This window comes from Sphingomonas sp., assembly GCF_003248515.1.
Lineage (GTDB): Bacteria > Pseudomonadota > Alphaproteobacteria > Sphingomonadales > Sphingomonadaceae > Sphingomonas_I.
In genome coordinates this window covers 360,230-386,105 of sequence record NZ_QFOB01000001.1, presented here as the reverse complement: position 1 = coordinate 386,105, position 25,876 = coordinate 360,230, and the positions used below count along the sequence as shown (strand labels likewise).

At 66.1% G+C, this 25,876-nt stretch carries 23 protein-coding genes and 1 tRNA gene; 12 read left to right on the top strand and 12 right to left on the bottom strand.

Annotated features, from left to right (window positions below; translation table 11 throughout):
• Window positions 1-10 precede the first annotated feature (10 nt).
• The 4 genes from DI605_RS01920 to tgt all read left to right on the top strand — a co-directional run bounded on the left by DI605_RS01920 (window position 11) and on the right by tgt (window position 4,201).
• Window positions 11-739 carry a peptidylprolyl isomerase gene (locus DI605_RS01920; protein WP_293968417.1) on the top strand — a complete coding sequence of 243 codons (729 nt, stop codon included), beginning with the start codon at window positions 11-13 and terminating at the stop codon, window positions 737-739.
• Window positions 740-762: 23 nt separating this feature from the next.
• Window positions 763-1,788: a tRNA preQ1(34) S-adenosylmethionine ribosyltransferase-isomerase QueA gene (gene queA / locus DI605_RS01915; RefSeq protein ID WP_293968415.1), complete on the top strand. Its 1,026-nt coding sequence runs from the start codon at window positions 763-765 to the stop codon at window positions 1,786-1,788.
• Between the two features lie 266 nt (window positions 1,789-2,054).
• Window positions 2,055-2,963: a helix-turn-helix domain-containing GNAT family N-acetyltransferase gene (locus DI605_RS01910; protein WP_293968413.1), complete on the top strand. Its 909-nt coding sequence runs from the start codon at window positions 2,055-2,057 to the stop codon at window positions 2,961-2,963.
• 119 nt (window positions 2,964-3,082) lie between these two features.
• Window positions 3,083-4,201, top strand: coding sequence for a tRNA guanosine(34) transglycosylase Tgt (gene tgt, locus DI605_RS01905; RefSeq protein WP_293968411.1), 1,119 nt, complete (start codon window positions 3,083-3,085; stop codon window positions 4,199-4,201).
• On the opposite strand, the gene DI605_RS01900 is transcribed toward tgt, so the two are convergent.
• Window positions 4,192-5,214: a phosphatase PAP2 family protein gene (locus DI605_RS01900; protein WP_293968409.1), complete on the bottom strand. Its 1,023-nt coding sequence runs from the start codon at window positions 5,212-5,214 to the stop codon at window positions 4,192-4,194. The two genes, tgt and DI605_RS01900, sit on opposite strands and share 10 nt — an antisense overlap.
• A 184-nt stretch (window positions 5,215-5,398) precedes the next feature.
• Between DI605_RS01900 and DI605_RS01895 the strand changes: the two genes are divergently transcribed.
• Complete coding sequence (locus DI605_RS01895; protein ID WP_293968407.1) at window positions 5,399-7,261, top strand: ABC-F family ATP-binding cassette domain-containing protein; 1,863 nt, start codon at window positions 5,399-5,401, stop codon at window positions 7,259-7,261.
• A 20-nt stretch (window positions 7,262-7,281) separates the two neighbouring features.
• Here the strand turns inward: DI605_RS01895 and DI605_RS01890 are convergent.
• Window positions 7,282-7,358, bottom strand: a tRNA-Met gene (locus tag DI605_RS01890).
• Between the two features lie 121 nt (window positions 7,359-7,479).
• Here DI605_RS01890 and DI605_RS01885 point away from each other — a divergent pair.
• Window positions 7,480-7,887: a DUF3775 domain-containing protein gene (locus tag DI605_RS01885; RefSeq protein ID WP_293968405.1), complete on the top strand. Its 408-nt coding sequence runs from the start codon at window positions 7,480-7,482 to the stop codon at window positions 7,885-7,887.
• A gap of 24 nt (window positions 7,888-7,911) precedes the next feature.
• Here the strand turns inward: DI605_RS01885 and DI605_RS01880 are convergent, their stop codons facing one another.
• The 3 genes from DI605_RS01880 to DI605_RS01870 all read right to left on the bottom strand — a co-directional run bounded on the left by DI605_RS01880 (window position 7,912) and on the right by DI605_RS01870 (window position 11,941).
• Window positions 7,912-8,430, bottom strand: a complete 519-nt coding sequence (locus DI605_RS01880; RefSeq protein ID WP_293968874.1) for a 2'-5' RNA ligase family protein — start codon at window positions 8,428-8,430, stop codon at window positions 7,912-7,914.
• A 25-nt stretch (window positions 8,431-8,455) separates the two neighbouring features.
• Window positions 8,456-10,402: a potassium transporter Kup gene (locus DI605_RS01875; RefSeq protein ID WP_293968403.1), complete on the bottom strand. Its 1,947-nt coding sequence runs from the start codon at window positions 10,400-10,402 to the stop codon at window positions 8,456-8,458.
• Between the two features lie 165 nt (window positions 10,403-10,567).
• Window positions 10,568-11,941, bottom strand: a complete 1,374-nt coding sequence (locus DI605_RS01870; protein WP_293968872.1) for an L-serine ammonia-lyase — start codon at window positions 11,939-11,941, stop codon at window positions 10,568-10,570.
• Window positions 11,942-12,282: 341 nt separating this feature from the next.
• On the opposite strand from DI605_RS01870, the gene DI605_RS01865 reads away from it, so the two are divergent.
• Window positions 12,283-12,522, top strand: coding sequence for a DUF2312 domain-containing protein (locus tag DI605_RS01865; RefSeq protein ID WP_293968401.1), 240 nt, complete (start codon window positions 12,283-12,285; stop codon window positions 12,520-12,522).
• A gap of 90 nt (window positions 12,523-12,612) precedes the next feature.
• On the opposite strand, the gene DI605_RS01860 is transcribed toward DI605_RS01865, so the two are convergent.
• Complete coding sequence (locus tag DI605_RS01860; protein ID WP_293968399.1) at window positions 12,613-13,011, bottom strand: rhodanese-like domain-containing protein; 399 nt, start codon at window positions 13,009-13,011, stop codon at window positions 12,613-12,615.
• Between the two features lie 43 nt (window positions 13,012-13,054).
• A complete protein-coding gene (locus DI605_RS01855) occupies window positions 13,055-14,491 on the bottom strand; it encodes an MATE family efflux transporter (protein WP_293968397.1) in 1,437 nt (478 codons plus the stop codon).
• Between the two features lie 128 nt (window positions 14,492-14,619).
• On the opposite strand from DI605_RS01855, the gene DI605_RS01850 reads away from it, so the two are divergent.
• A complete protein-coding gene (locus DI605_RS01850) occupies window positions 14,620-15,378 on the top strand; it encodes an SIMPL domain-containing protein (protein ID WP_293968395.1) in 759 nt (252 codons plus the stop codon).
• Window positions 15,379-15,382: 4 nt separating this feature from the next.
• Here the strand turns inward: DI605_RS01850 and DI605_RS01845 are convergent, their stop codons facing one another.
• A complete protein-coding gene (locus tag DI605_RS01845) occupies window positions 15,383-15,643 on the bottom strand; it encodes a hypothetical protein (RefSeq protein WP_293968393.1) in 261 nt (86 codons plus the stop codon).
• 75 nt (window positions 15,644-15,718) lie between these two features.
• Between DI605_RS01845 and DI605_RS01840 the strand changes: the two genes are divergently transcribed.
• Window positions 15,719-16,234: a biliverdin-producing heme oxygenase gene (locus tag DI605_RS01840; RefSeq protein WP_293968391.1), complete on the top strand. Its 516-nt coding sequence runs from the start codon at window positions 15,719-15,721 to the stop codon at window positions 16,232-16,234.
• A gap of 13 nt (window positions 16,235-16,247) precedes the next feature.
• Here DI605_RS01840 and DI605_RS01835 read toward each other — a convergent pair whose 3' ends face one another.
• Window positions 16,248-18,416 carry a histidine kinase dimerization/phosphoacceptor domain -containing protein gene (locus DI605_RS01835; protein ID WP_293968389.1) on the bottom strand — a complete coding sequence of 723 codons (2,169 nt, stop codon included), beginning with the start codon at window positions 18,414-18,416 and terminating at the stop codon, window positions 16,248-16,250.
• A 431-nt stretch (window positions 18,417-18,847) separates the two neighbouring features.
• Here DI605_RS01835 and DI605_RS01830 point away from each other — a divergent pair, with 431 nt between their 5' ends.
• Window positions 18,848-19,456 (top strand): YoaK family protein, encoded by a 609-nt coding sequence (locus DI605_RS01830; protein ID WP_293968387.1) that lies wholly within the window; start codon window positions 18,848-18,850, stop codon window positions 19,454-19,456.
• 211 nt (window positions 19,457-19,667) lie between these two features.
• On the opposite strand, the gene DI605_RS01825 is transcribed toward DI605_RS01830, so the two are convergent.
• Complete coding sequence (locus DI605_RS01825; RefSeq protein WP_293968385.1) at window positions 19,668-20,759, bottom strand: acyltransferase; 1,092 nt, start codon at window positions 20,757-20,759, stop codon at window positions 19,668-19,670.
• 237 nt (window positions 20,760-20,996) lie between these two features.
• Between DI605_RS01825 and DI605_RS01820 the strand changes: the two genes are divergently transcribed.
• The gene (locus DI605_RS01820; RefSeq protein ID WP_293968383.1) at window positions 20,997-22,331 is read left to right on the top strand and encodes an acetyl-CoA hydrolase/transferase C-terminal domain-containing protein; all 1,335 of its coding nucleotides are present in this window, start codon (window positions 20,997-20,999) and stop codon (window positions 22,329-22,331) included.
• A gap of 105 nt (window positions 22,332-22,436) precedes the next feature.
• Window positions 22,437-22,868 carry a nucleoside deaminase gene (locus DI605_RS01815; protein WP_293968871.1) on the top strand — a complete coding sequence of 144 codons (432 nt, stop codon included), beginning with the start codon at window positions 22,437-22,439 and terminating at the stop codon, window positions 22,866-22,868.
• A 13-nt stretch (window positions 22,869-22,881) separates the two neighbouring features.
• Here DI605_RS01815 and DI605_RS01810 read toward each other — a convergent pair whose 3' ends face one another.
• A complete protein-coding gene (locus DI605_RS01810; protein ID WP_293968381.1) occupies window positions 22,882-23,271 on the bottom strand; it encodes a response regulator in 390 nt (129 codons plus the stop codon).
• A 19-nt stretch (window positions 23,272-23,290) separates the two neighbouring features.
• Window positions 23,291-25,735 carry an ATP-binding protein gene (locus DI605_RS01805; protein WP_293968379.1) on the bottom strand — a complete coding sequence of 815 codons (2,445 nt, stop codon included), beginning with the start codon at window positions 25,733-25,735 and terminating at the stop codon, window positions 23,291-23,293.
• Window positions 25,736-25,876 lie beyond the last annotated feature (141 nt).

Here is a 25,876-nt window from a genome sequence, read left to right as displayed (position 1 = left end):
GGTTCCTCGCATGCGCGTGTTGGTGAAATGGATAGCCTGTGCGGTCGCGATGATGTCCGCCGGCCCCCTGCTGGCGCAGGCGACCGGGCCGTCGGGCCTCGCCGAGCCCAAGGCGCCGCCCGTCACCAGCGTGAACGCGGCCGCGCCGAAGGCCGATCCGGCCAATATCCTCAACATCCAGCTTTCCACCGGTGGCGTCGTCTCGATCCTGCTGCGCCCGGACAAGGCGCCGCTTGCCGTGGAGCGGCTGAAGACGCTGGCCGAGCGTCATTTCTATGATGGGCTGACTTTCCATCGCGTGATTGACGGCTTCATGGCGCAGGGCGGCGATCCCAAGGGCACGGGCGAGGGCGGCTCCGACCTCCCCGATATCAAGGCCGAATTCAACGATCTGCCGCATGTGCGCGGCGTGATGGCAATGGCGCGCGCCAGCGATCCGGATAGTGCGAACAGCCAGTTCTACATTATGCTTTCGCCTAATCTGACGCTCGACATGAAATATACGATCGTCGGCCGTGTCTTTCAGGGCATGGCCTATGCCGACGGGATCGAGAAGGGCGAGCCGCCGGCGAACCCCACCAGGATGGTGCGCGTCTGGGTCGGCGCGCCGCCGGAAGACCCCGCCACGCCGCCCGTGGCCTCGGCGCCCGCGCCTGATCTCGCGGCCAAGCTTGGCCTGCCGACCACGCTGCCTTCCAAGGGCACCCCGCCTGCCAAGGCGCCCGCCCGCCAGCAGTGACGGCCGCACGCCGGGCGTAGCGGATGCGCGTCGACCTCTTCGATTTCGATCTTCCCAATGATCGCATCGCCCTGCGTCCCGCTTCTCCGCGGGATGCGGCGCGGATGCTGGTGCTCGATGGCGCCGGAACGGCTGATGCGATCGTGCGCGATCTGCCCGGCCTGCTCCAGCCCGGCGATTGCCTGATCTTCAATGATACGCGCGTGATTCCCGCCCAGCTGGAGGGGCGTCGAGGGGATGCGCGGATCGGGGCCACGCTCCACAAGCGCGAAGGGCCGCGCAGCTGGATCGCCTTCGTTCGCAACGCCAAGCGCGTCCGCATTGGTGACCGGATCGAATTTGGCGAAGGCGTCGCGGCCATTGCCGAGGCGCGTCACGCGGATGGCTCGATCCTGCTGCATTTCGAAGGCGATGAGCCGGTGGAGCTTCTGCTCGGCCGCGCCGGTCGGATGCCGCTGCCGCCCTATATCGCCGCCAAGCGGCCGACCGATGCGCGCGATGCGGATGATTATCAGACGATGTTCGCCAACGAGCCCGGCGCCGTCGCCGCGCCGACCGCGGCGCTGCACTTCACGCCCGCGCTGATGGCGGCGCTGGAGGCGCGGGGGATCGGCCATGCCACGCTGACGCTGCATGTCGGCGCGGGCACGTTCCTGCCGGTAAAGGCAGAGGATACGGGCGATCATGCGATGCACGCCGAATGGGGCCGGATCGACGCCGCCACCGCCGATCGCCTCAATACGGCCCGCGCCGGTGGCGGCCGCCTGATCGCCGTCGGCACGACCAGCCTTCGCCTGATCGAAAGCGCGGCCGGCGAGGACGGGATCATCCGGCCGTTCGAGGGCGACACAGCCATCTTCATCACGCCGGGTTATCGCTTTCGCGGCATCGATGGCCTGATGACCAATTTCCACCTGCCCAAGTCCACGCTTTTCATGCTCGTGTCCGCGCTGATGGGGCTGGATCGGATGCAGGCCGCTTATGCCCATGCGATCGCGCAGGAATATCGCTTCTATTCTTACGGAGACGCGTCTCTGCTGCTGCCGTGAGGCAAGCAGGCCAGTCGCCAAACGGAGCCGACTGGAACCGTTTTTTCGGAAAATGATGCCCATGTGCTCCGGCTGTCGCCGGGCATGGGTGGCAATATGCTATCGAGATGGGCACGGGGCGAGCGATGGCCGGTCGTCGGATCGGCAGAATGGGTGGAGCACGGGTTCAATCCCCATCATCATCCCGCCGATGGCCATCACGGCAAGCCGATGAATGAACGATAATATTTGACTAAATCAACTATTATCGTTCATTCATCGGCCTCATGGATCAGATCGAAACCGTTCGCGCCTTCAGCCGCTTCTACACCCAGCGCATCGGCGCGCTGGCACCGCGCTTTCTGGATAGCGAGATGGGGCTGCCCGAGGCGAGGCTCCTGTTCGAGATCGCGCACGCTGCCCGGGCGCCACTGGCGACCGATCTCGGTGCGGCACTGGGCATGGATGCGGGCTATCTCAGCCGGGTTCTCGCGCGCTTCGAAAGCCGCGGCTGGATCGAGCGGTCGCGCGATGCGGTGGATGCGCGCCGCCGGCCCATCGTGTTGACCGAGGTGGGGCGCGCCACCTTCGCCGATCTGGATCGGCGCCAGCGGGATGCCGTGCTCGCCATGCTGGAGCCGCTGGCGCCGGCGGCGCGGACGATCGCGACCGATGCGCTGGGGCAGGCGCAGGCGCTGTTGGTGGCCCCTCGCCCCTCTGCCACACTCCGCGCCTTTCGCCCGGGAGACATGGGGATGATCGCCGCGCGACAGGCGATTCTCTACGACGAGGGATGGGGTTGGGGCCGCCCGATGGAGGTGCTGCTGGGCGAGGTGACGACCGGCTTCCTGCGCGATTTCCGGCCCGGCCGCCAGCAATGCTGGGTGGCCGAGGTGGCGGGCCGCATGGCGGGCTCGGTCTTCTGCACGGATGGCGGCGCACCCGGCCTGGCCAAGCTTCGGCTGCTTTATGTAGAGCCGTTCGCGCGCGGGCTCGGGCTGGGCGAAATGCTGGTGGATGCGTGTCTCGGCTTCGCAAAGGAGGCGGGCTATGAGGCGATGGAGCTCTGGACCCACACGATCCTGGCAAGCGCGCGGCGCATCTATGCCGCCAAGGGTTTCCGTCTGATGCGGACCGAGATGCACGATCATTTCGGCGAGCCGGTGCAGGGCGAATATTGGCGAGTGGAGTTCTGATCGGGGCCGCAAGGGCGAAGTCTTCGCGCGAGGCGCTCGCAGCTCCGCATCACAGCGTTCGCAGGAAGAGGCTGGCGTCGAAACGTGACGCCCCGCGCATGCGCGGCTAAGGGGCCGGAATGAGCGCCACCCCCCGTTTCGCCTTCACGATTCACAAGACCGACGGCAAGGGCCGCCTTGGCGAGATCGCCATGCAGCGCGGCACGATCCGCACGCCCGCCTTCATGCCCGTCGGCACGGCGGGCACGGTCAAGGCGATGAAGCCCGCCGATGTGCGCGCAACGGGCGCGGACATCATCCTGGGCAACACCTATCATCTGATGCTGCGCCCCGGCGCGGAACGTGTCGCGCGGCTGGGCGGGCTCCATGCCATGTCCGGCTGGGATCGCCCGATCCTCACCGATAGTGGCGGCTATCAGGTGATGAGCCTCTCCGCGCTCACGAAGCGGAGCGAGGAAGGCGTGTCCTTCAAGAGCCATCTCGACGGATCGGCGCATATGCTGAGCCCGGAGCGCTCGATCGAGATACAGCGCCTGCTGGGATCGGATATCGTGATGGCCTTTGATGAGCTCGTCCCCACCACGGCGACGCGTGAGGTGCAGGCCGCCGCCATGGCGCGTTCGATGCGCTGGGCCGAGCGTTCGCGGGCGGCGTTCGATGCCGGCACGGAGCACGCCGCCCGTGCCGCGATCTTCGGCATCCAGCAGGGCGCACTCGATCCCGAACTGCGTGCCGCATCGGGGGCCGCTCTTAAGAAGATCGGCTTCGATGGTTATGCGGTCGGCGGCCTGGCCGTGGGCGAGGGGCAGGAGGCGATGTTCGCCTGCCTCGATCATGCGCCTGCGGCGCTGGACGAGGCCAAGCCGCGCTATCTGATGGGGGTCGGCAAGCCCACGGACATAGTGGGCGCGGTGGAACGCGGCATCGACATGTTCGATTGCGTGCTACCGACGCGATCGGGCCGGAACGGGCAGGCCTTCACCTGGAATGGCCCCGTCAACATCCGCAATGCGAAATGGGCCGAGGATCTTTCGCCGATCGATCCCGAAAGCCCGATTGCGGGCTGGAGCCGCGCCTATCTCCATCATCTGGTGAAGGCGGGCGAAATGCTCGGTGCGATGCTGCTGACCGAGCATAATCTGTGGTTCTATCAGCAGCTCATGGCCGGCCTGCGCGGTGCCATCGCGGAAGGGCGGCTGACGGCGTGGGCGACGGAGTTCCGAAGGCGCTACGGCTGAGGAGCCGTCATCCCTTCGCCGATGTTGGCCGTAATGGTGGTCGTGCGCCGTCCGGCCAGCCGCGCCAGCGCCGCGCCGCTGCCGAGCGCGAAGAGCGCCACGAAGGTCCCGGCGATCAGATCGGCGAAATAGTGCGTACCCTCCACCGGCGTCGCCACGAGCATCGCCACGTTCAGCGTCGCGAGTGGCCAGCGGAGCGTGCCCGCGCGCCAGGCGGTGGCGATGAACAGGGTCGCGCTCGCCGCATGGAAGCTCGGCGCGCAGACGAGGCCGCGCAGCTGGCCGGGATCGATGCTGTGCATGGCATGATCGCGCAGCGCCGGGATCAGCTCGGCCTGATAGAGCGCGCTGATCGGCATATAGGGCACTGGCCCGCGCCACAGAAAGGCGAGGGGGCCTTGTGCCGGCATCAGGCTGAACAGCGATAACGTCAGCACCGCTGCGATCCAGAAGGAGAGGATGAACTGTCGGGCATCACCCTGCCGGCCGGTCGCGGCGAAATAGCCCAGCAGGATGGCAGGCGTCACGAAGATGCTGTCATAGACGCCGCGTCCCAGCCACTGCAGCGAGGGATGGGCGGCCACCATATCGTACCAGGCGATCCAGTCGAAGCGCAGCTCATGATCGATCGCGGCGAGGCGCGCGTCCGCGAAGCCATGGTTGATCGTCGCGATCGGATAGCTCGCCATCGCGCCCAGCAGGCAGATAGCGCCGAACAGGCCGACATATTCGCTGAAATCGCGCGCGGCGCGGGGCCAGCCCGAGGCGGCATCGCGAAAGCCGTAGCGCACCGCCACGATGATGACCGCCGCCGCGCAGATCGTGCCGGTGCCCGTCGCGAGCGGGCTGACAGTCTCGTTCGTCCAGACCATCAGCCAGATGAAGGCGACGAGGCTGAAGCTCAGCGCGCCGATCAGCCAGTGGCCCGGCAGGATCGCTGCGGAGGCTACATCCGGCAGGTTGCGGCGGATCGGGAGTGTCGGCGTTGCTTCGGCGGTGTCACGAAACGGCATCTGGCGGATGGAACCCCTGATCGACCGGGCCTGGTTGCCGGTTCTGTCACGTCATCGTCATCTTTCTGCGGCTGCCCGGCTTAACGGCACGTGTAGGATGATTGATGGACGAAGCGGGATGCCGGGAGCCGCAATCGGCCGGAGCCTCTCCCCTCCCGCGCCGCACCATGCTAGGCGCGCGGCCATGCTGAACCTGAATGGCATCACCGTGCGCCTTGGCGGGCGCACGATCCTCGACAGCGCCTCCGCCACGCTTCCGGCCAGGGCCCGTGTGGGCCTGATCGGCCGCAATGGCGCGGGCAAGTCCACGCTGATGAAGGTGATGATGGGGATGCTCGATCCGGATAACGGGTCGATCGAGATGCCGAAAGGCACGCGCATCGGCTATATCGCGCAGGAAGCACCGCACGGCAGCGCCACGCCGATCGAAACGGTGCTGGCCGCCGATACGGAACGCGCGGCCCTGCTGATCGAGAGCGAGACGTGCGAGGATCCCGATCGGCTGGGCGATGTCTATGAGCGGCTGATCGCGATCGATGCCTATACGGCGGAGGCCCGTGCCGCCACGATCCTCGTCGGCCTTGGCTTTGACGAGGAGATGCAGAAGCGTCCGCTCGACAGCTATTCGGGCGGCTGGAAGATGCGCGTGGCGCTGGCAGCCCTGCTCTTCTCCAATCCCGATCTGCTGCTGCTGGACGAGCCTTCGAACCATCTGGATCTGGAAGCGACGCTCTGGCTGGAAAGCTTCCTCAAAAACTATCCGGCGATGATGGTCGTCATCAGCCATGAGCGTGATCTGCTCAACAATGTGGTGGATAACATCCTTCACCTGCAGGGCGGCAAGGTGACGCTCTATGCGGGCGGCTATGATGCGTTCGAGCGTCAGCGTGCCGAGCGTGCCGCGCAGGCCGCCGCCGCCCGCGCCAACCAACAGGCCCAGCGCGAGAAACTGCAGGGTTATATCGCGCGCAACTCCGCCCGCGCCTCCACCGCCAAGCAGGCCCAGTCGCGCGCCAAGATGCTGGCGAAGATGCAGCCGATCGCGGAACTGGCCGATGATCCGTCGCTCAGCTTCGATTTCCCGGATCCGGAGGAACTTCGCCCGCCGCTCATCACGCTGGATCTGGCCAGCGTCGGCTATGGCGACACGCCGATCCTGGAGCGGCTCAATCTGCGGATCGATCCGGACGATCGCGTCGCGCTGCTGGGCCGCAACGGCAATGGCAAGACCACGCTCGCCCGGCTGCTCGCCGCGCAGCTCGCGCCGATGGACGGGGCGATGAATGCGTCCGGCAAGATGAAGGTCGGCTATTTCACCCAATATCAGGTGGAGGAGCTGGACAGCCACGATACGCCGCTGGCGCACATGACGCGCGTGATGAAGGGCAAGACACCCGCCGCCGTGCGCGCGCAGCTCGGCCGATTCGGCTTCTCGGGTGATCGGGCGACGGGCGCGGTCGGCAAGATGTCCGGCGGGGAGAAGGCCCGGCTCGCGCTTGCGCTCATCACGCGGGATGCGCCCCACATGCTGATCCTCGACGAGCCGACCAACCATCTCGACGTGGATGCGCGCGAGGCGCTGGTGCAGGCGCTCAATGGCTATAAGGGCGCCGTGATCCTCGTCAGCCACGATCGCCACATGGTGGAGATGACGGCCGATCGCCTCGTGCTGGTGGATAGCGGGCGTGCCAACGAATTTGACGGCAGCCTGGAGGATTATACCGCCTTCATCCTCTCCAAGGAGGGAGGCGGCAAGGGCGGCGCTAAGAGCAAGCCCAAGGACAAGCGCGCGACCGCCGAGGCGCGCGAAAAAACGCTGGCCCTGAAGAAGCGCGTCACCGAGGCGGAGGCGAAGATGGCCAAGCTCTCCGCTGAGAAGTCCGCGCTCGATCGCGCCATGTTCGATCCCAAGAGCGCCGAGCCCGTTTATGCGAAGCTTTCCATGGGCGATCTGATGAAGAAGCATGCCGACATAGCGGCGGCGCTCGAGCAGGCCGAAGCCGGCTGGATGGCGTTGACCGAGGAGCTGGAGGCCATTGCCGCCTGAGCGGCGCGATCCGGAGGAAATGGTAGCGGGAGAGGGACTTGAACCCCCGACCCCAGGATTATGATTCCCGTGCTCTAACCAGCTGAGCTACCCCGCCACTTCCTCGACGGAGGCGCGCCTATAGGAAGGGGTCGCGCCGCGGTCAACATATCCGATGCGATCAAGGAACCGGAGCGCCGCCACCTCGTTCGCGCCTCGTCCGGATATGGAGGCCAGGGATGGATTTGCTGACGCCGCTGGAAACGATCTGTCGTCTTATCATCCGCGCGCGCGAGCTGGAGGCGCAGGTGCCTTCCAACGACACCGAGGATGAGGAGGATCCCACCGATTCGGACGACGAATTCGCGGTGATGGACGATGATGCCAACGAGGCGATCGAGGAGGAGGTTTCCGCCCTGCTCGATGATCTGGGCGAGGATCAGGTCCAGGAAATTCTCGCGCTCGCCTGGGTCGGGCGGGGGACGTACGATGCTAGCGAATGGGACGACGCGCTGGAAGAGGCGCGCGAGTCGGATTCGGAAAGCGCGATCGATCAGCTTCTCGAAATGCCGGCGCTGGCGGGGCTGCTCGATGCCGGCCTCGCGGCGTTCGATCTCAGCTGCGATGGGATCGGCCAGATCGATTGAAGCGGGAGGTCTTGGGGCAAGAGGTCAGCGCCCGGCGAACATGTGGCGCGACAGCGGCTCCCACGGGCCGCCGCGATAGAAATAGGTCGCGATGCCCGCGATCCCGACGGGCCGTTCGCGGAAGCCCGCGCGCAATTCGGTGAGCAGCGTGCGGGCCGCCTCGGGCGAAGCCTTGTTCTGGATGGTCACATGCGGGCGCCAGCCGGCCTGATCCTGTGGCGTCAGCAGCCCGGCGAAGTCTTCGGCGAGATCGCCCCGAATCCGTTCCAGATCGGGGGAGGTGATCCGGATCGCCACGCCGCGCCCCAGCGGGATCAGGCCCGAAGCGCGTGCCACCGGGGGCGGTGATGCGCGCGCGAGGCGGGCGATCCTCTGCCGGGCTTCCGCCGAGATGGAAGGCGGCAGATGATGGAAGAGCGTGAGATGCGCGGGCAGCATGTTGCGCTCTGGCGGGAAATGCGCGCGGCGCAGGCCATCGAGCCAGGCGAGATCGGCAGGCGCGAGCAGCGCTGCGACGATGATCGGCGCGGGATCGGCGGGGATCAATAGGCTCTCCCGCTAAAGGTCGTCAGATCTCGACCTGGCTGCCCAGTTCCACCACGCGATTGGTGGGCAGGCGGAAGAATTCCATCGCGCTTTCCGCGTTGCGCAGCATCCAGGCGAACAGCTTCTCCCGCCACAGCGCCATACCCGGCCGGGAGGAGGCGATCAGCGTCTGCCGGGCGAGGAAGAAGCTGGTCTCCATCATCTTGAAGCTCGGCCCGCAATCCGTGGTCCGCGCGAGCGCCGCCGGCACGTCGGGATCGTCCATGAAGCCGTAGCGGACGACGAGGCGCCAGAAGCCCTGGCCCAGATCCTCCAGAAAAAGCCGCTTCGAAAGATCGAGATAGGGCACGTCCTCGATCTTCACTGTCAGCAGGATCACGCGCTCGTGCAGCACCTTGTTGTGCTTCAGATTGTGGAGCAGCGCGTGGGGCACGCCATGCGCGCTTGATGTCATGAACACGGCCGTTCCGGATACACGCGTGGCGGATCCCGCGGCCGAGCGCACGAACACGTCCACCGGCATCGTCGCCTCGCGCATCCGCGCGATCATCAGCGCGCGGCCGCGCGCCCAGGTCGTCAGCAGGGTGAAGATCATGAAGCCGATCAGCAGCGGGAACCAGCCGCCATCGGGCACCTTGGTGAGATTGGCGGCGAGATAGGCAAAATCGACGAGCAGCAGCGCCGCCAGCACGGGGGCGCCGAACCACGGCTTCCACTTCCACAGGCTGAAGAGGACGACGCCGATCAGGCAGCTGTCGATCATCATCGCGCCGGACACGGCGATGCCATAAGCGGCGGCGAGGTTGGACGAGCTGCGGAACATCATCACGAGCACCATGACCATCACCATCAGCGCCCAGTTGATGCTGGGGATGTAGATCTGGCCGGCGGCGCTGGAACTGGTGTGGATGATGCGCAGGCGCGGCATGAAGCCGAGCTGGATCGCCTGCTGGGTGACGGAGAAGGCCCCCGAAATCACGGCCTGGCTGGCGATGATCGTCGCCACCGTGGCGAGGATCACGAGCGGCAGACGGACCTGTTCGGATGCCATCAGGAAGAAGGGGTTGTGAACCAGCGCCAGCGCCTGTTCGGGCGTCGCCGCCAGGATCATCGCGCCCTGGCCCAGATAGTTGAGCATCAGGGCGGGCAGCACGAAGACGAGCCAGGAAACCCCGATCGGCTTGCGCCCGAAATGGCCCATATCGGCATACAGCGCCTCCGCGCCCGTCACCGCCAGCACCACCGAGCCCATGGCGAGGAAGGCGCGGACGCCGTCATCGAGGAAGAAGCGGACGGCATGCCAGGGGTTCAGCGCAAAGAAGACGCCGGGCTGCGCCACGATATTCACGATGCCCAGCACCGCCAGCACGATGAAATACAGCATCATGACGGGGCCGAAGAGCAGCCCCACCTTGCCCACGCCGCGCGACTGGATCGTGAACAGGCCGAACAGGATGGCGAGCGCGATCGGCAGCACGAACGGGGCGAAACCATGATTGACGACGGCAAGGCCCTCCACCGCCGTCAGCACGGACATGGCCGGCGTGATCATGCTGTCGCCGTAGAAAAGCGCTGTGGCGAACACGCCCAGCAGCACCAGCCCCTTTGTCCAGCGCGCCTTGGTGGAGCCCGATCGCGAGATCAGGGCGAGCAGGGCGAGGCTGCCGCCCTCGCCCTTATTATCCGCCCGCATGATGATGATGACATATTTCAGCGTCACCACGATCATCATCGACCAGAAAATGAGGCTCAGCACGCCCAGCACGTTTTCGGGCGTCGGCGCCAGCTGATGGTGGCCGGCGAATGTCTCGCGGAAGGCGTAGAGCGGGCTGGTGCCGATATCGCCGAAGACGATTCCGATCGCGCCCACCGCGAGGCGCGCCAGCCCTTCCTTATGGGCGTGCGTCACCGCGCCGAGCGACGGCTCCAGCGGATCGGCAGTGGCTTGAACGGCGACGTCGTTGGACATCCGGAACGAGATCCTGACTGGCCCGCTGCGTGTCCGCAGGCGCCACCGGGAAAGGCCCCGGAGGCAGCGCGCGGCGCGGTATCACGCACGTTAACGCGCCGCAACCGCGACGGGGTGCCGCCCTCCCTCAGAAGGGGGCGAAGCGCGGTCTGCCGTCGTGCGCGCTCAGCATTCCACCACGTTCACCGCGAGGCCGCCGAGGCTCGTTTCCTTATATTGGGAACGCATGTCCTCGCCGGTCTGGCGCATCGTCTCGATCACGGCATCGAGGCTTACGATGTGGCGGCCATCGCCATGGAGCGCGAGATAGGCGGCATTGATCGCCTTGATCGCGCCCATCGTGTTGCGCTCGATGCAGGGTATCTGGACGAGGCCGCCGATCGGATCGCAAGTGAGGCCCAGATTATGTTCCATGCCGATCTCGGCCGCATTTTCGATCTGGGCATTGGTGGCGCCGAGCGCCGCCGCCAGCCCGGCGGCCGCCATCGAGCAGGCGACGCCCACTTCGCCCTGGCAGCCCATCTCGGCGGCCGAGATGGAGGCGCGCTTCTTGTAGAGGAAGCCGATCGCCGCCGCCGTCGTCAGCAGCAGGCGACTGCCCGCGCGGGTGGGGGCAGCCGAAAAGACCTCATAATATTTGAGCACGGCGGGGAGCACGCCGGCGGCGCCATTGGTGGGCGCGGTCACGACACGCCCGCCGGCGGCATTCTCCTCGTTCACGGCGAGCGCCCAGAGGCTGACCCATTCGAACACCGCTGAGGGATCGCTGCGCGGCCCGCGCGCGAGCAGGCGGGCGTGGAGATCGCGCGCGCGACGGCGGACATTGAGGCCGCCGGGCAGGATGCCCTCGCCCTTCAGCCCGCGATCGATGCAATCGATCATCGCCCCGCGCACCGCGTCGAGAAAATTCTCGGTTTCGGCGGCGGGCCGCCAGGCCAGTTCGTTCGCATCCACGATCTGGCCGATCGAAAGCCCGGTCTTCTCGCCGATCCGGAGCAGTTCCTCGGCCGAGCTGAAAGGATGCGGCAGCGTGAAATTCACGCGCAGCGGCGGCTCGCCCTCGCGCAGGATCACGCCGCCGCCGATCGAGAAATATGTCGCCGCCTCGCTGCTGCCGTCCGCATGGTTGGCGGTGAAGCGCACCGCATTGGCATGCCCTTCGAGGAAACGGCCCTTGTGGAACAGCAGATCGCTCGATTCCACGAAAGGGATCGGCCGGGTGCCGCCCAGCAGCAGGCTCCGCTCTTCGCGAATCGCGGCAACGTCTTGCGCGATGCGATCGGGATCCACCGTCTCGGGCGCTTCCCCGCACAGGCCCAGCAGCACCGCGATATCGGTCGCGTGGCCGTGCCCGGTAAGTGCCAGCGATCCGAACAATTCGGCGCGGACGCCGGTCACCTCGCCTGCCGCGATCGCCCGCTCCGCGAAATCGCGCGCTGCCCGCATCGGGCCTACGGTGTGCGAACTCGAAGGCCCGATCCCGATGGTGAACAATTCGGTGAGGCTGATCGCCTGGCCCACGTCGATCCGCTCGATCACGCGCGGCGCGCGCTCTTCATCGGGCGAGGGCAGGGCGCTGGGCAAGGTCACACGGGTCCGGTCGAGAGAGAGGCGGGGCGGTCATCTCCGCCGTTCAACGCACATGAGCCGCTCGCCCCCCGGCCGTCAACAGTGGCGTGGCGAAACCGGTGCTGCGATCGGAATATTTGACGGTATCTCGCAGGGTGGTGGTATTTCTTGCCCGTATCCTGCAAATTTGATGTCGGCTGCTCCCGGTGCGGCGGCATGTCGATGATCGTGCCCGAAGCTTGCGCAGCGGCCACGACATGCTTAGTCGCCGCCGCTCGCCTGAATTACAGCCATTAGGGATTCGCATCATCATGTCCGACCTCATCGCGGCAGAGCAGCTTCGCCTGTTCATCGAGCGCATCGAGCGCCTCGAGGAAGAGAAGAAGGGCATGGCCGACGATATTCGCGACGTTTACAACGAAGCGAAGAGCCAGGGCTATGATGCCAAGACTATGCGCGCGATCGTGCGTCTCCGGAAGATGGAGAAGCATGCGCGCGACGAGGCCGAGGCGCTGCTGGATACGTACAAGGCCGCGCTCGGCCTTTCCTGAGATCGCTGATCGCCTCGCGCAAAGGCCGCATCGCCGGCCGCGCGTGGCGATCATGTCATTCCGCCGGATGATCTCCGGCGAAAGCGTGCCTCAGGCTTCACCCTCCGCCAGGGCGAAACCTTCGTCGATCCAGCCGGTGATTCCGCCGGCCATGATCTTCACCGGCCGCCCCAGCTCCGCCAGCCGCAGCGCGCCGCGCGCGGCGCCGTTGCAGTGGGGGCCTGCGCAATAGGTGACGAACAGCGTCTCGGCGGGCCACTCGCCCAGCTTCGACGCGATGATCTTGCCGTGCGGAAGATTGATGGCGCCGGGAACGTGTCCCTTCGCGAACAAGGCCGGCGAGCGCACGTCGAGCAGCACGAAGTCCGGATACCCGGCCAGGGCGTCATGCACGTCCCAGCAATCGGTTTCGAACGAGAATTCGGACGCGAAATGCTCCTTCGCGATCTCGCTCGGGGCGGCGGGGATCTTGCTGACGCTGGACGGCATGATCGACGATTCCGATCGCTGGAAGGGTTGCGCGGGGGGCGGTCTATCGGCCGGCATCGGAAACGGCCGGCTGATCCGCCGCCGCCTCGGCCTGCACGGTCCGAGCGATCATGCCCTGTGTTCGCCAGTTGCCGAAGCGATAATAGAGCAAGGCGAGCGCCACCGTCACCGCCGATCCCACGGGAAAGCTCCACCACAGCATATCCTGCCCGTAAGGCAGCAGGGTCCAGGCGAAGCTCACCCGCACGATCAGGATGCCCAGCGTGAGGATCAGCAGCGGCGCGATCACCGCGCCGTTCGCGCGCACCGTGGCGAACAGGACAAGCGTGATCCCGAACAGGATGAAGCTCCAGCTTGCGATGAACTGGATGTGCCGCGCGATCGGGATGGCCGGGCTGCCCGATCCGAGGAACAGCGCCAGCGCCGGCCTGTCGAACAGCAGCAGCAGGGCTACCACGCCGCCCGTCAGCAGCAGGTTCACCATCAGGCCCGATCGTGTGATCGCATCCACCCGGCTCCACGCGCCCGCGCCGATATTCTGGGCGGCCATGACGGAAACCGCTGCTCCGATCGCCATGGCCGGCATCTGCACATAGGTCCACAGCAGCTGCGCCACGCCATAAGCGGCGGCGACGTCCACTCCCTGCCGGTTGATGAGACCGACCAGGACGAGGCCCGAAAGCGTCATCACCAGCATCTGGACGCCCATCGGAAAGCCCTTGACCGCGATCACCTTTAGCAGCGTCGGATCAGGGATCAGGAAGCGCAGCTCCGGTCCCCGCAGCCGGATCCCGATATCCTTGGCGTAGATGTAGGCGACGATGCCGATCAGCACGACATAATTGGCGATCAGCGTGGCCGTGGCGGCGCCGGCGACGCCCATGCGCGGGATCGGGCCATATCCCAGGATGAAGAGGGGGTTCAGCCCCGCATCCAGCACCACGTTCAGGATCATGAAGCGCAGCGGCGTGATCGCATCGCCGATGCCGCGCAGCCCCATCGTGACGAGCAGCGTCAGGAACATGGGCGGCAGCGCGAGGAAGATCACGCGCAGATAGGCAAGCGCCAGCGGCAGTGCGTCCGGCGGGGTGGCGAGGGCATGCAGGATGGCGCCCGCGCTGAACCAGCCGATGATCGCGATCAGCACGGAAATGGCCGCGAAGATGCCGATGCCGGTGCCCAGCGCGCGGCGCGCGCCCACGATATCGCGCGCGCCCATGCTCTGGCCGATCAGGATCGTCGTCGCCATGCCGAAGCCGAAGCCGAGCGAAAACATCAGGAACATCACGATATTGGCGTTGCTCGATGCCGCGATCGCCGCCTCGCCCAGGAAATGCCCGATCCAGATCGTGTTGATCGATCCGTTGAGCGACTGGAGGATGTTCGCGCCCAGCGTGGGGAGCGAGAACAGCAGGAGCGTGCGGGTGATCGGCCCCAGCGTCAGATCCCGTGGTGCAGCTGCGCCTCTTCCGCCGGCCATATTTGGTTCCCCCTGAGAGAGTCCCATTGGCGGAAGGCGCCGCGAGCGTCCACAAAAGTTGCATGAACGCGCGGCAGACCTAGACTTCGCATGTTTGGGATTTCGCGTGCCTGCGGGAGATTTTCGTCGTGAATTTTCGCCACTTGCCTTGCCTGTTCCTGCTCCCCCTGGCGGCCGCGCCGGCGCTGGCGGCGGAGGATCCGCAGCCCCGCATCATCGTGGCGGGGACCGGCACCGCTTCGGCCGCTCCCGATCGCGTGACGATCGCCTATGGCGTGCATGGGGAGGGCACGACGAGTGACGAGGCGGTTTCGGCGATGGTCGCGAGGCGCAAGGCGATCGAGACGGGGCTGGGCGGCTTCACGGCGAAGGCGCAGTCGCGCGCATCCCAGGTCTCGATCGCGGAGGTGCGTGGTCGCGATTGCAACCGCAATTCCTATGGCACGCCACGCCTGTCGGTCGGGGAATGCGCGATCATCGGCTATACGGCGGATCTCACGATGGATGTCCGCACCGATGCGGTGAAGGATGCCGGCACGATCGTGGGGCTGATCGGCCGGCTGGGGGGCAGCAACCCGCGCATCGAGCGCTTCTTCCTCGCCGACGATACCGATGTCCGCCGGAAGGCCACGGCAGCCGCGCTCGCGGATGCGAAGCAGCAGGCGGAAGCGATCGCGGCCGGCACGGGAGTCAGGCTTGGCCGGCTGCTGAGCGCGTCGAACAACGGCTCCAACGGGCCGGGACCGTATGACGAGATCATGGTGACGGCCCAGCGCGTCGCGGCTCCCCCGCCACCTCCCCCGCCGCCGCCGATCGCGGTGGACATCATGGCCCGCCCGATCGAAACGCAGGTGCGCGTTCAGGTGGTCTACGCGATTCAGCCCTGACGTCTCATTCCTCTTCGGATGCGGCGGCCAGATCCATGAAATCGCGCGCCGCCTCCCGATCTGCGGGATCGGGAAAGGCGACGTCCAGATCCGGGGCCGCACCCAGCAGATAAAGGAGCGTCCAGAGCGCGAAGCGGCGGCCTTTGTCCCGCTCCAGCCCGAGATCCACTCGCATCCGGGCGGCCGCGTCCTGCAGGGTTGCCGGCGGGATGGCCGCGATGTCGGTGGTCCCGAAATAGCGGAGAAGCTGGTCGTCGAGTTGCATGCCGCTGATTCTACATCGTTCGACGCTCTCTTGTCTCGGCTGGACGTCACGGTGCCGCGGGGGCATGGCGGCGCGATGAGTGCCGTCCAACAGCTCCGCGCCACAACCGCTTCGGATCATGATCTGGTCGATGCCGCATTCGGTGTCACCGATTTCGCGGATCGCGAAGCTTATGGGCGCTTCCTCGCCGCTCACGCGCTGGCATTGCCCGCGGTGGAGGCGGCACTGGAGTCGCTTGCGATATTGCCGCCGCTCCGCCCCCGTGCGCCGCTGATCGAAAGCGATCTGCGGGCGCTGGGGCTCGATCTTCCCGCGCCCTTGCCGTTCGATCTGCCACGGACGGGCGCGTCGGGCTTCGGGGCGGCCTATGTGATCGAAGGATCGCGTCTGGGCGGCGGCCTGCTCTCCCGCCGCGTCGCGCCGGGCCTGCCGGCCTCTTATCTGTCCGAAACGCATCTGCCGGGCGAGTGGCGGGGCTTTCTGGCGGCGCTTGATGCGGCGGCGGCGGGCGACGCCTGGATCGCGGAGGCGATCACCGCCGCCCGCGCCACCTTCGATCTCTATCGCCGGGCGGCTGTGGCCACTCTCTGAGGGTTGAAAGCCCTCACTGGTCGATGGGGGCGCTCACGATCACGCGCAGGCCGGGCCGATTGTCGAACTGCTCGATCGTGCCGTCGAGCCGCGCCACCATCGCGTTCATCATTCGCGTGCCGAAGCCTTGCCGTCCGCCGGCCTGCGGCTTGCCGCTGCCCTGATCGGCCACGATCAGCCGGAACATGTTGCGATATTGCTCCAGCGTCACGTCGATCGGTCCGGGCTGGCCGGCATAGGCATATTTGTTGGCGTTGATGATGAGCTCGGTCAGGATCAGGCCGATCTGCACCGCCCGATCGGCGGAAATCAGCATCGGGGAGACGCTCAGCGTCAGGCGCGCCGCCCATTCGTCGCCCATCGCCCCGCGCATGTCTCCGATCAGTTCGTCCAGATAGCGCGACAGATCGACCGATTCGAGATGATCGGCCTGGTAGAGGCGGCGATGGACCAGCGCGACGGCAGAGATACGCCGCTGCGCCTCGTTCAGCGTATCTTCCAGGCTCGTCTCCACGCCGCCGCGCGCCTGCAAGGCGAGGAAGGATTGCACGAGCTGTAGGCTGTTCTGGACGCGGTGATTCACTTCACGCAGCAGATGGTCCTTCTGCTGGATCAGGCCATCCTTTTCCGCGAGCGTCATGGTCAGTTCGCGGTTCAGGTCGCGCAGGCGGCGGCTCTGCCGCAATTCCAGAATATGGCTCCGCAGCCGCGCCGCCGCCTCGATTTCGGCGCGCGTCCAGCGGCGCGCATAGCCATGCACTTCCTCTACCCAGGCCTCGAATGAAGTGCGGGGCGTCAGGATCGCGTCCGGATCGCTCGTGCTGCCCTTGTGGGGGTTGCCCGCCCATTCGACGAGCGTCTTCTCTTCGGCGCGAAACCAGATGAGCAACATGCGCGTCTCGCCGGACAGGGCCACGGCCAGAACACCGCTGGCGATATCGCGATACAGCGCGCCCTGGGGATATTGCCCGGCAAGGCGCTGCGTGGCGAACGGCTCCGCCACCGTACGGGTCGAAAGCCAATCGGCCAGATCCATGAGGGCGACGCCGGGCGGGCAGACGCCTGCGGTGGAGAGCGATCGCCCCTGGGCCACCGCGAAGCCGTCCGCGCCCAGCAATTGTCGGAGATCGTCGGCATATTCCGCGAAGAAGGACTCCACCGAAAGATGAGGTTCGATGCCGGCGAGGATCGCATCCTCTCCGCTGCGCAGCCGGATGCGCTCACGGAATATTTCGGATTCCTCCTTCGCGCGGATATAGCGGGCAAGCTCGCCCGCCAGGGTCTGGCAGATCGCGCGGGTCTCGTAGCTCAGGGTCCGTGGCGTTGCGTGATGGCAGGCGACGAGGCCCCACAGCAGGCCATCCTTCACGATCGAGATCGAGGCGGAGGCGCTGACGCCCATATTCCGCATATATTGCAGGTGGATCGGTGAAACGCTGCGCAGGTTCACATCGCTCAGGTCGATCGATTTCAACTCGGTCGGGCGGATCGGCGCCGGCGTGTAGCCGATGTCGGGAATAACGCGGACCGGTGTTCGCACGTAGAGCGCGCGCGCCTGCTTCGGAATGTCGCTCGCCGGGAAATGGTGGTTCAGGAAAGAATGGCGCTCCGGATCCCGGTCCTCGGCCAGCACCTTGCCCGCCCCGTCATCCAGAAAGCGATAGATCATCACATGATCGAAGCCGGTTACCGTCCGGAAGGCCGCAGCCGCCCGCTCGCACAGCGACTGGAGATCGGAGGCGCGTTCGAATTGCGCGCCCATCCGGTCGAGTTCGGCCAGCGCCGTCGCGGCCGAGCGGGGATCGGCCGGAGCCGGCTCCAGTTCCACCAGCAGCCTGTCCCCGGCCCTATGCAGCGATGCGTCGAACGTTTCGCTGCGACCCGGAACGACGGCCAGCGTCACCACCGCATCATCGGCCTCCAGCACGGCCGGATCGATTGGCTGGGCAAGCAATGCCTCGATCGACCGTTCCATCCAGATCGGGGTCAGCCGCCCCTCGATGTCGCCCGCGCCGCCCACCACCCGCAATGTCGCGCGGTCGGCGATCAGCAACAGGCCGTGCGGCTGGATCGCGCCGGGAACGTGGATGGGCTCGCGATCGCAGGCCGTCAGGTCAAGCGGATCCGTTGCATGCCCGGAAGCCGCGGGGGGATCGATGATCGGCTTCGACGACAGTTGCACTCTCCCGGCGGCGTGAACGCGTAACGCACGCCGGCCGCCGGAGGTGCGCCTAAGCAGGAAAGAACCTCCTGCGGAAGCGGCCCCGGGCGTGCTGCGCGACGAGATAAGCTATGATCGCGGCAGATGGTTCCCAACGGCGGATACGAATTTTCCGCCGGCGCGTGATGATCGGGATTTCTTGAGAAATCATTGCGCCGAAAAGAAAAAGTCCGGCGCGCCGGGTGCCGTTCGCGGGATCCGCCAAGCCGGTTAGTCCGCCGCAGGCATCGCCGGGATGCCTCCGCGCGTCGATGGCGGGCGGTGTGGCACGGGCCGTGGCGGAATCGGCCTGCAACAACCGCTTTGTTCATCCAGCGGCGGTCGTCCATATTCCCGTGCCAGCGAAGAAAGGCCCGGAAAACGTGCACTCACATGATCGGACGGAGCAGCGATTGGCGATCGGCCTGTCCATGCTGGCGGGATTCGTGGACGCGCTCGGCTTCCTGAGTCTGGGCGGATTGTTCGTTTCGTTCATGAGCGGCAATTCCACGCGCTTCGCGGTTGGCGTCACGCAATCCGTTTCCGTTCAGGTCGCCCTGCTGCCGCTGGCCATCATCGCCCTGTTCGTTTTCGGCGTGATGATCGGGAAGGGGATACGGCATTACGCCCGCCGCCGTGCATCATCATCGGTCCTCACCTTCATGGCGCTGCTGCTCGGAATGGCGGCCTTGTGCCATGCGTTCCGTATCGATGCGCTCGCGATTCCGCTGATGGCGGTGGCGATGGGCGCTGCAAACAATGTGTTTGTCCGCGAGGGCGAGGTCGCCATCGGCGTGACCTACATGACGGGTACGCTCGTGAAGTTCGCCCAGAGGCTCGCCGGCAGGCTGCTTGGCGAGCCGGGAGGAGGCTGGCTTCCCTATTTTCTGCTCTGGCTGGGCCTCGTCGGCGGGGCTGTGACCGGGGCGATCGCCTTTGCCCATATCGGGCTCGCCAGTCTGTGGATCGCGGCGGCGTGGGCCGCATGCCTCATGGCCACCGGGCGAAGATCGGGCCTCTGAAGCAAGGCCCGTCGCCGGGCATGAAGAGGATCGAACCTGCGGCCCTCGCGATCTCAACGTGGCCGGCCCGTGCGGGCGTGCGGCCCATCACGCAGGAAAATGCTTCAGAACAATATCGTAAGGCGTTTCTCAAAATCGAGCACGGGCGCCGAAAGGCGCTCCGCCAAAGGAATCGATACACCAAAATCGCATCAGCAAAGGGGCGGATCCGTCAGCCTGCAACGCTCGTCGTCGCCCGGGCGGCCGGCTTGGAACGTATCCACCGCATGACCGGCTTTTCGAGAGCGAACCAGCTGATCGCGCCCGCCAGCGCGGCGAGAAGCCATGTCACGCCGGCAAGCACGAACAGGTTGTCGGAAAAGCGCCAGAGAATCAGCAGTTTCTCTATCGGCCAGCCATAGAGATAGAGGCCGTAGGATATATCGTCGCGATTGTTCACATGGGCCAGCACGGTGCCCGATCCCAGCGCCGCGACCGCGAACAGGACATAGGATCCGAAGAGCGCGACTCCGAAATTCGCCAACACCGGAAAGAAGAGCGAGAGGCACAATGCGCAGAAGGCCAGGATCGCGTTCCGGCCGGTAAGCGAGATATGCTCCCGCAACAGATAGAAGGCGGTCCCCGTGAGGAACATGCCGAAAAGCCTGGGAAGATCCCGCGGGTCGCCCGGGAGGAAATAGCTGTGGAGCGGCAATCGGGCCGCTGCCGGTATGATCGCATCCGGAAGGATCGCCGTGAGGAGGATGCAGCCGAACGCCAGCGCGCCGATCAACCTTGGCGCGCGCAACAGCCCGGACCGGCCGAGAATGACCACCAGCAGATAGCAGTAGAATTCGATCTGGAGCGTCCACGCGGCGCCATTCAGATCCGCATGATGGCTGCCGGCGAAAACGCCCCTCGCCCCGGGCGGCGACAGAATGACGATATTCGCCAGCGTGGACAGGATGGGATGGCGCGCGGGCTGGCCCCCGCCGAGCGGCGCCACGACGAAGACGCAGATCACCGACATCAGCGCGAAGGCGGGATAGATGCGGGCGATGCGTTTGCGCAGATAGGACAGGGCGCTGCTGCTGTTGAGGAAGCTCGCGCTGATGAGAAAGCCGCTGATGATGAAGAAGCCGTCCACGGCGAGCTCGCCGAAGGACAGGCTGCCGAACAGCATCACCAGGATTTCGCGCCGTCGATCTCCATCGACGAGATCGGCGGTATGGGAAATGATGACGAGCGAGGCCAGCAGCAGACGGAGGAAACCAAAGGCGTTGTGATGATCGCCAAATCGCTTCGGCGGCTGCCCAATATCCACGCAATGCTCCCCAAGACGGCGCCGGGCGACTTGTCGCGCGCGCGCGCGGGATGGTCAACCAGAGCGGGATCGGAGCAAAATTCCGCTGCGATGCGGCCTAATTCGCGCGCCGTCAGCATGATGCGAAGGACGGCCGGATTAGAGCCGGAATCGGGAATATGACCGGCCCGGCCGCCCTTATGGCAATGGACGTTTCCGCTCTTTCCCGGTCATGTGGCGGAAGAGAGGACAAGAACAATGCCGGTCGACCATCGAGGGCTCTATCGCGAACGCCTCCGTACGGCGGAGCAGGCGGCAGCCCTCATCCCATCGGGAGCCAAGGTGGCAATGGCGCTCGGCGCCGGGCAGCCCCCCGCCATCCTCGCCGCGCTGGCCGGGCGGGCGCGGGCCGGTGCGGTCGCGGAGGTGCGGCTCTATTATCTGCTGTGCACCGGCATTGCGGGCGGCAGCGTCTTCGATTTCGATCTGGCCGATCGCCTGATTCCGATGAGCTATTTCCACGGCGGCGTGGAGCGGGCGCTGGACAAACGCCGACTGGGCGAAAAGCTGCCCGCCGTCGATATCGTGCCCTGTCATTTCAGCCAGGTGCCCCGTTCGCTGGTGGAGCATGTCGGCGTGGATACGCTGATCGCGACCGTCTCCCCCATGGATGCGCAGGGCCATTTCAGCCTGGGCACCAGCACAGATTATTCGCTGGCGGTCGCGCGGAAGCCCGGCACCCGGCTGATCCTGGAGGTCAATCCGCGCATGCCCTATGTCCGGGGCAATTGCATGATCCCGGTTTCGGACGTGACGGCCCTGGTGGAGCATGATGCGGGCCTTCCCCTTCTCCCGCCCGCGCCTCGCACCGACATTGATGACAGGATCGGCGCGATCATCGCCGGGCTGGTGGAGGATGGCGATTGCCTGCAGATGGGGATCGGCGCGCTGCCGGATGCGGTATGCGCGGGGCTTTCCGGGCATCGTCATCTGGGCATCCACACGGAGATGATGACGCCGGGCCTGTCCGCCCTGGTGAAAGCGGGGGTGGTCGATAACAGCCGCAAGCAGACCCATGTCGGCCGCTCGATCTTCACCTTCGCGCTGGGCGATCAGCCTCTCTACGATTTCCTCCACGATAATCCGGCCGTGGAGGCGCATCCGGTCGAATATGTGAACAATCCCTTCGTGATCGCGCAGAACGACAGGGTCGTTTCCGTCAATGCGACGCTCCAGATCGATCTCAACGGCGCCTGCAATTCGGAATTTGTGAATGGCAGGCAGTTCAGCGCATCGGGAGGGCAGGTGGATTTCGTGCGCGGCGCCTATGCCTCGCGCGGGGGGCGATCGATCATCGCCTGTCATTCCACCGCCGCGAAGGGAAGCATCTCCCGCATCGCGCCGCATCTGACCGGGCCGGTGACGACGCCCCGGAACGACACGCACATCGTGGTGACCGAATATGGCTGGACGGTCCTGAAGGGCAAATCGGCGGCGGAACGGGCCAAGGCCCTGATCGAAATGGCGCACCCGGCCTTTCGCGAGCAGCTCGACAAGGCGGCCTACGAGGCCGGGCTCTACGCGCGGGCCTGACGTAGGCGCGGCGGGGATGCACCCCGTCGCCCGCCATCGTCTTGCGCTTTCGCCGGGCATGATCCCGCTCTAGGCAGGCGCGTGGCCTTTCCGCTTCCAGCTCCCATGCGCCTGGCGCTCGATCTCGCCGCGGCCGCGGCCGATGACGGCGAGGTGCCCGTGGGCGCCGTGATCGTGCACGAGGGAGCGATCGTGGCGACGTCCGCCAATGCGATGCGCGGCGATTCCGATCCGACCGCGCATGCCGAGATCGTTGCCATCCGGCGCGCGGCGGCGGCACTCGGCACATCGCGGCTCGACGGGTGCGATCTGTGGGTCACGCTGGAGCCATGCGCGATGTGCGCGGGCGCGATCGCCCTCGCGCGGCTCTCCCGGCTCTATTATGCGGCGGAGGATCCGAAGGGCGGGGCGGTTGCCCATGGGCCGCGCCTGTTCGCGCAGCCGACCTGCCATCACCGGCCCGAAATCTATGCGGGCATTGGTGCCGTGGATGCGGCCGGGCAGCTGCGCACCTTTTTCGCCTCCCGGCGCGATTGAATGGGCCAGCCGCTCAGGCGAGCATGATCGATTGGTTGCCGCGCGCGATCAGACGGCCGATCGCGTCGAACAGCTTGCTCATCGCCACCGGCTTCAGGATCACTTCGTCGGCGCCCTGATCGACGCAGCTCTGACAGATGTCGACCGCCGTATCGGCCGTGACGACGATGACGGGCAGGCTGGCCTTGGCATCGGGGCGTGCGCGCAGATGGCGGATCGCGGTGAGCCCGTCCATGCCGGGCATGCGCAGATCCATCAGGATGATATCGTAATCGCGCTCGTCGATCATGCGCAGGCCGGTTTCGGCGTCGGGCGCCTCATCCATGTGGGCGCCGGCCACGGTGAGCATGTCGCGCACCACGCGGCGGTTCATCGCATCGTCCTCGACGAACAGGATATTCATGATCTGGCGTCCGTTCCGGTCATGCGGCGATGCCGGCGGGGGAGGGGGTGCCCACCATCAGACTGGTCAGTCTCGCCACGAGATCGGTGGCGTTGATAGGCTTGGCAATCAACAATTCGACTCCCTGGGCGGCCGCCGCTTCTTCAATCTCCCTATCGGGCGAGGGCCACAAGAGCGCAAGTCGCGCGCCGGCCGCATTTCCCGACAAGGCGAGCCGGCCCGCCTGGGACATGTCCGATCCCAGCGTGGCGGCGTCCACCAGAATCAGGTCCGCCTCCCCGGAATCGATGATGGCGATGGCCTCGTCCACATTCGATACGGCGGCCAGCGATGCGACATGCGGGGTCAGCACCGCGCGCATCACGCTCTGGCTGAGGGGATTGGCCTCCACCAGCAGCAGCCGGGCAGAAGGCAGCCGCTTTGCCTGGCCTTCGGCCATGACGGCGCGGGTGGGCTTGGTGACGATCTGGAGAGGCAGATCCAGCGTGAAGGTGGCCCCCGCACCGAGGATGCTGGTTACGGTGACGTCGCCGCCCATGGCGCGCGCGAGATTGCGGCAGATGGCAAGGCCGAGGCCCGTTCCGCCATGGCGACGCGTGGTGCCGCCATCGATCTGGCGGAAGGATTCGAATACGTCGTCCAGCCGGTCGGCCGGAATGCCGATCCCGGTGTCGCTCACGCTGATGCGCAGGCGGCCTTCCGATTCGGGGCCGCCATCCCGCACCACGGATGCGGCTAGGCGCGCCTCGCCACGATCGGTGAACTTCACCGCATTGGACATGAGATTGAAGACGATCTGGCGCAGGCGCACCTCGTCCTCGACGATTTCCTCCGGCGCGTCTTCCGCGGAAAGCGCCACCTTGATGCCCTTGGTCGCGGCCTGCCCCTCCCACACGCGGACGGCATCGCGCAGCAGCGCTGCGAGATTCATCGGCGCCTTTTCGATGCGGATCTCGCCGCTCGTCATCTTGGCGACATCCAGAATGTCGTCGACCAGCGCCTTCATCGTCTGGCCCGCGCCGTGGACGAGCTGGATCTTCTCGCGCACGGGAGGATCGATCGCGCGATCGGCGAGCAGCACCTGCGTCATGCCGAGAATGCCGTTGAGCGGCGTTCGTATCTCGTGGCTGGTGGTAGCAAGGAATTCGGTGCGGGCGGCGAGCGCCTTTTCCAGTTCGACGTTCGTGGTGCTGAGTTCCTCGTTCGCGGCGCGCTCGCGATCCCGGCTGCGGCGGATGGAGACGAAACCGAACAGCAGCAGCGACGAGACGATCCCGGTGACGACCAGCAGGCCGCCGAGAATGATGGATCGCGTGCGCGCCCGGCCCTGCTCGATCGTGGCCTGCTGGCGGACTTCGTTCGCTCGGAGCTGGGCGATGCGCGATTGCTGGTTGGCGAAATCGAAGCGCGCAGACATGAGCGCGGCGTTGGCGGACGCGGCCAGCGAACGGGCGCGATCGTCAACAACCTTATAGGCTTCCAGATATTCCAGCGCGCGCGCGTCCGTGCCTTTGGCCTTGTTCGCGGTATAGCCGGTTTCGAGGAATTCCCGCATTTCGGCGGGCGTTTTGGAGAGATCGGCCGAGCCGAAGACGCGTTCGACCAGGCGGGCGGCTTCGTCATGCCTGCCGCTCCGCTCGGCCAGTTGCGCCTTCGCGCCCAGCAGGAACGGAACGAATGCCTTGTCGCCGCTGGTGTTGAGCAGCGAAAGGCCCTGATCGACGGAGCGCTTGGCCTGCGGAAGGCGACCGGCGCGGATCTGCGTCGCGGCAAGATCGCCAAGGATGCGGGCCTGGAGCATGGGGCTGCCCTGCTGCCGGGCGACGGCGAGGCCACGCTCGAATTCCGCTTCCGCCGCCGGATAACGGCCAAGCTCCTTGAGCGCTACGCCGCGATTGCCATAAGCCGCGACCAGCAGCGCGGCATCGGCGCGATAGGCATCGGCGGCTTGCGCATAATAGCGCAGCGCGTTCGGATAATCTCGTGCGACCAGATAGATGGAGCCGATGCTGGAAAGGGCGATCGCCCGGCTGCGATCCTGGCCGGTGGCTGAGAATATCTCATAGGCCTTGAGCGAATCGGCCAGCGCCACCTCGAGATTGCCGCTGCTGCGGGCCGAGATTGCGCGCATCACCAGCAGATTGGCATATTCCACCGAATCCGGGGCCAGCTTCGCGATCGGGCCGCGAAGCGCGCTGTTGGTGATGGCGGTCGCATCGGCGAGGCGATTGAGGTTGATGAGGGCAGCGATACGCAGCCAGTCCGATGCGGCCAGCGCGAGAGCCTGATCTCTTCGGAACGACACATTGAGGCTCAGCCGCCGTGCGGTTTCGCCTTCCTGCAGGGCCTGCTCGGGTGTGGACAGCAACGCCGCGCGGCCACGTTCGAGATGTGCGGATATGTCCCTGGGGATGGCGGCTTCGGCCACGCCGATCCCCGCCCCCGTGAGGGCCAGAAGGATCATGTAGAATCGAAAAGCCGGCCTCATTTCTGTCTCGCGCTCACCCTTAGGCGGGTAAGGTTAACAGAATCTAGCCGGCTATCATAAGCAGAATGAAACCCGATCCCGGATCGAAAGCGCGGCATACTGCAGCCAGCCGCACTT

Bases quoted from the DNA above. Each gene is read 5' to 3' on its own strand.
- DI605_RS01920 (WP_293968417.1), top strand. From the start codon at position 11: ATGCGCGTGTTGGTGAAATGGATAGCCTGTGCGGTCGCGATGATGTCC.
- queA (WP_293968415.1), top strand. From the start codon at position 763: ATGCGCGTCGACCTCTTCGATTTCGATCTTCCCAATGATCGCATCGCC.
- DI605_RS01910 (WP_293968413.1), top strand. From the start codon at position 2,055: ATGGATCAGATCGAAACCGTTCGCGCCTTCAGCCGCTTCTACACCCAG.
- tgt (WP_293968411.1), top strand. From the start codon at position 3,083: ATGAGCGCCACCCCCCGTTTCGCCTTCACGATTCACAAGACCGACGGC.
- DI605_RS01900 (WP_293968409.1), bottom strand. From the start codon at position 5,214: ATGCCGTTTCGTGACACCGCCGAAGCAACGCCGACACTCCCGATCCGC.
- DI605_RS01895 (WP_293968407.1), top strand. From the start codon at position 5,399: ATGCTGAACCTGAATGGCATCACCGTGCGCCTTGGCGGGCGCACGATC.
- DI605_RS01885 (WP_293968405.1), top strand. From the start codon at position 7,480: ATGGATTTGCTGACGCCGCTGGAAACGATCTGTCGTCTTATCATCCGC.
- DI605_RS01875 (WP_293968403.1), bottom strand. From the start codon at position 10,402: ATGTCCAACGACGTCGCCGTTCAAGCCACTGCCGATCCGCTGGAGCCG.
- DI605_RS01865 (WP_293968401.1), top strand. From the start codon at position 12,283: ATGTCCGACCTCATCGCGGCAGAGCAGCTTCGCCTGTTCATCGAGCGC.
- DI605_RS01860 (WP_293968399.1), bottom strand. From the start codon at position 13,011: ATGCCGTCCAGCGTCAGCAAGATCCCCGCCGCCCCGAGCGAGATCGCG.
- DI605_RS01855 (WP_293968397.1), bottom strand. From the start codon at position 14,491: ATGGCCGGCGGAAGAGGCGCAGCTGCACCACGGGATCTGACGCTGGGG.
- DI605_RS01845 (WP_293968393.1), bottom strand. From the start codon at position 15,643: ATGCAACTCGACGACCAGCTTCTCCGCTATTTCGGGACCACCGACATC.
- DI605_RS01840 (WP_293968391.1), top strand. From the start codon at position 15,719: ATGAGTGCCGTCCAACAGCTCCGCGCCACAACCGCTTCGGATCATGAT.
- DI605_RS01820 (WP_293968383.1), top strand. From the start codon at position 20,997: ATGCCGGTCGACCATCGAGGGCTCTATCGCGAACGCCTCCGTACGGCG.
- DI605_RS01815 (WP_293968871.1), top strand. From the start codon at position 22,437: ATGCGCCTGGCGCTCGATCTCGCCGCGGCCGCGGCCGATGACGGCGAG.
- DI605_RS01810 (WP_293968381.1), bottom strand. From the start codon at position 23,271: ATGAATATCCTGTTCGTCGAGGACGATGCGATGAACCGCCGCGTGGTG.
- DI605_RS01805 (WP_293968379.1), bottom strand. From the start codon at position 25,735: ATGATCCTTCTGGCCCTCACGGGGGCGGGGATCGGCGTGGCCGAAGCC.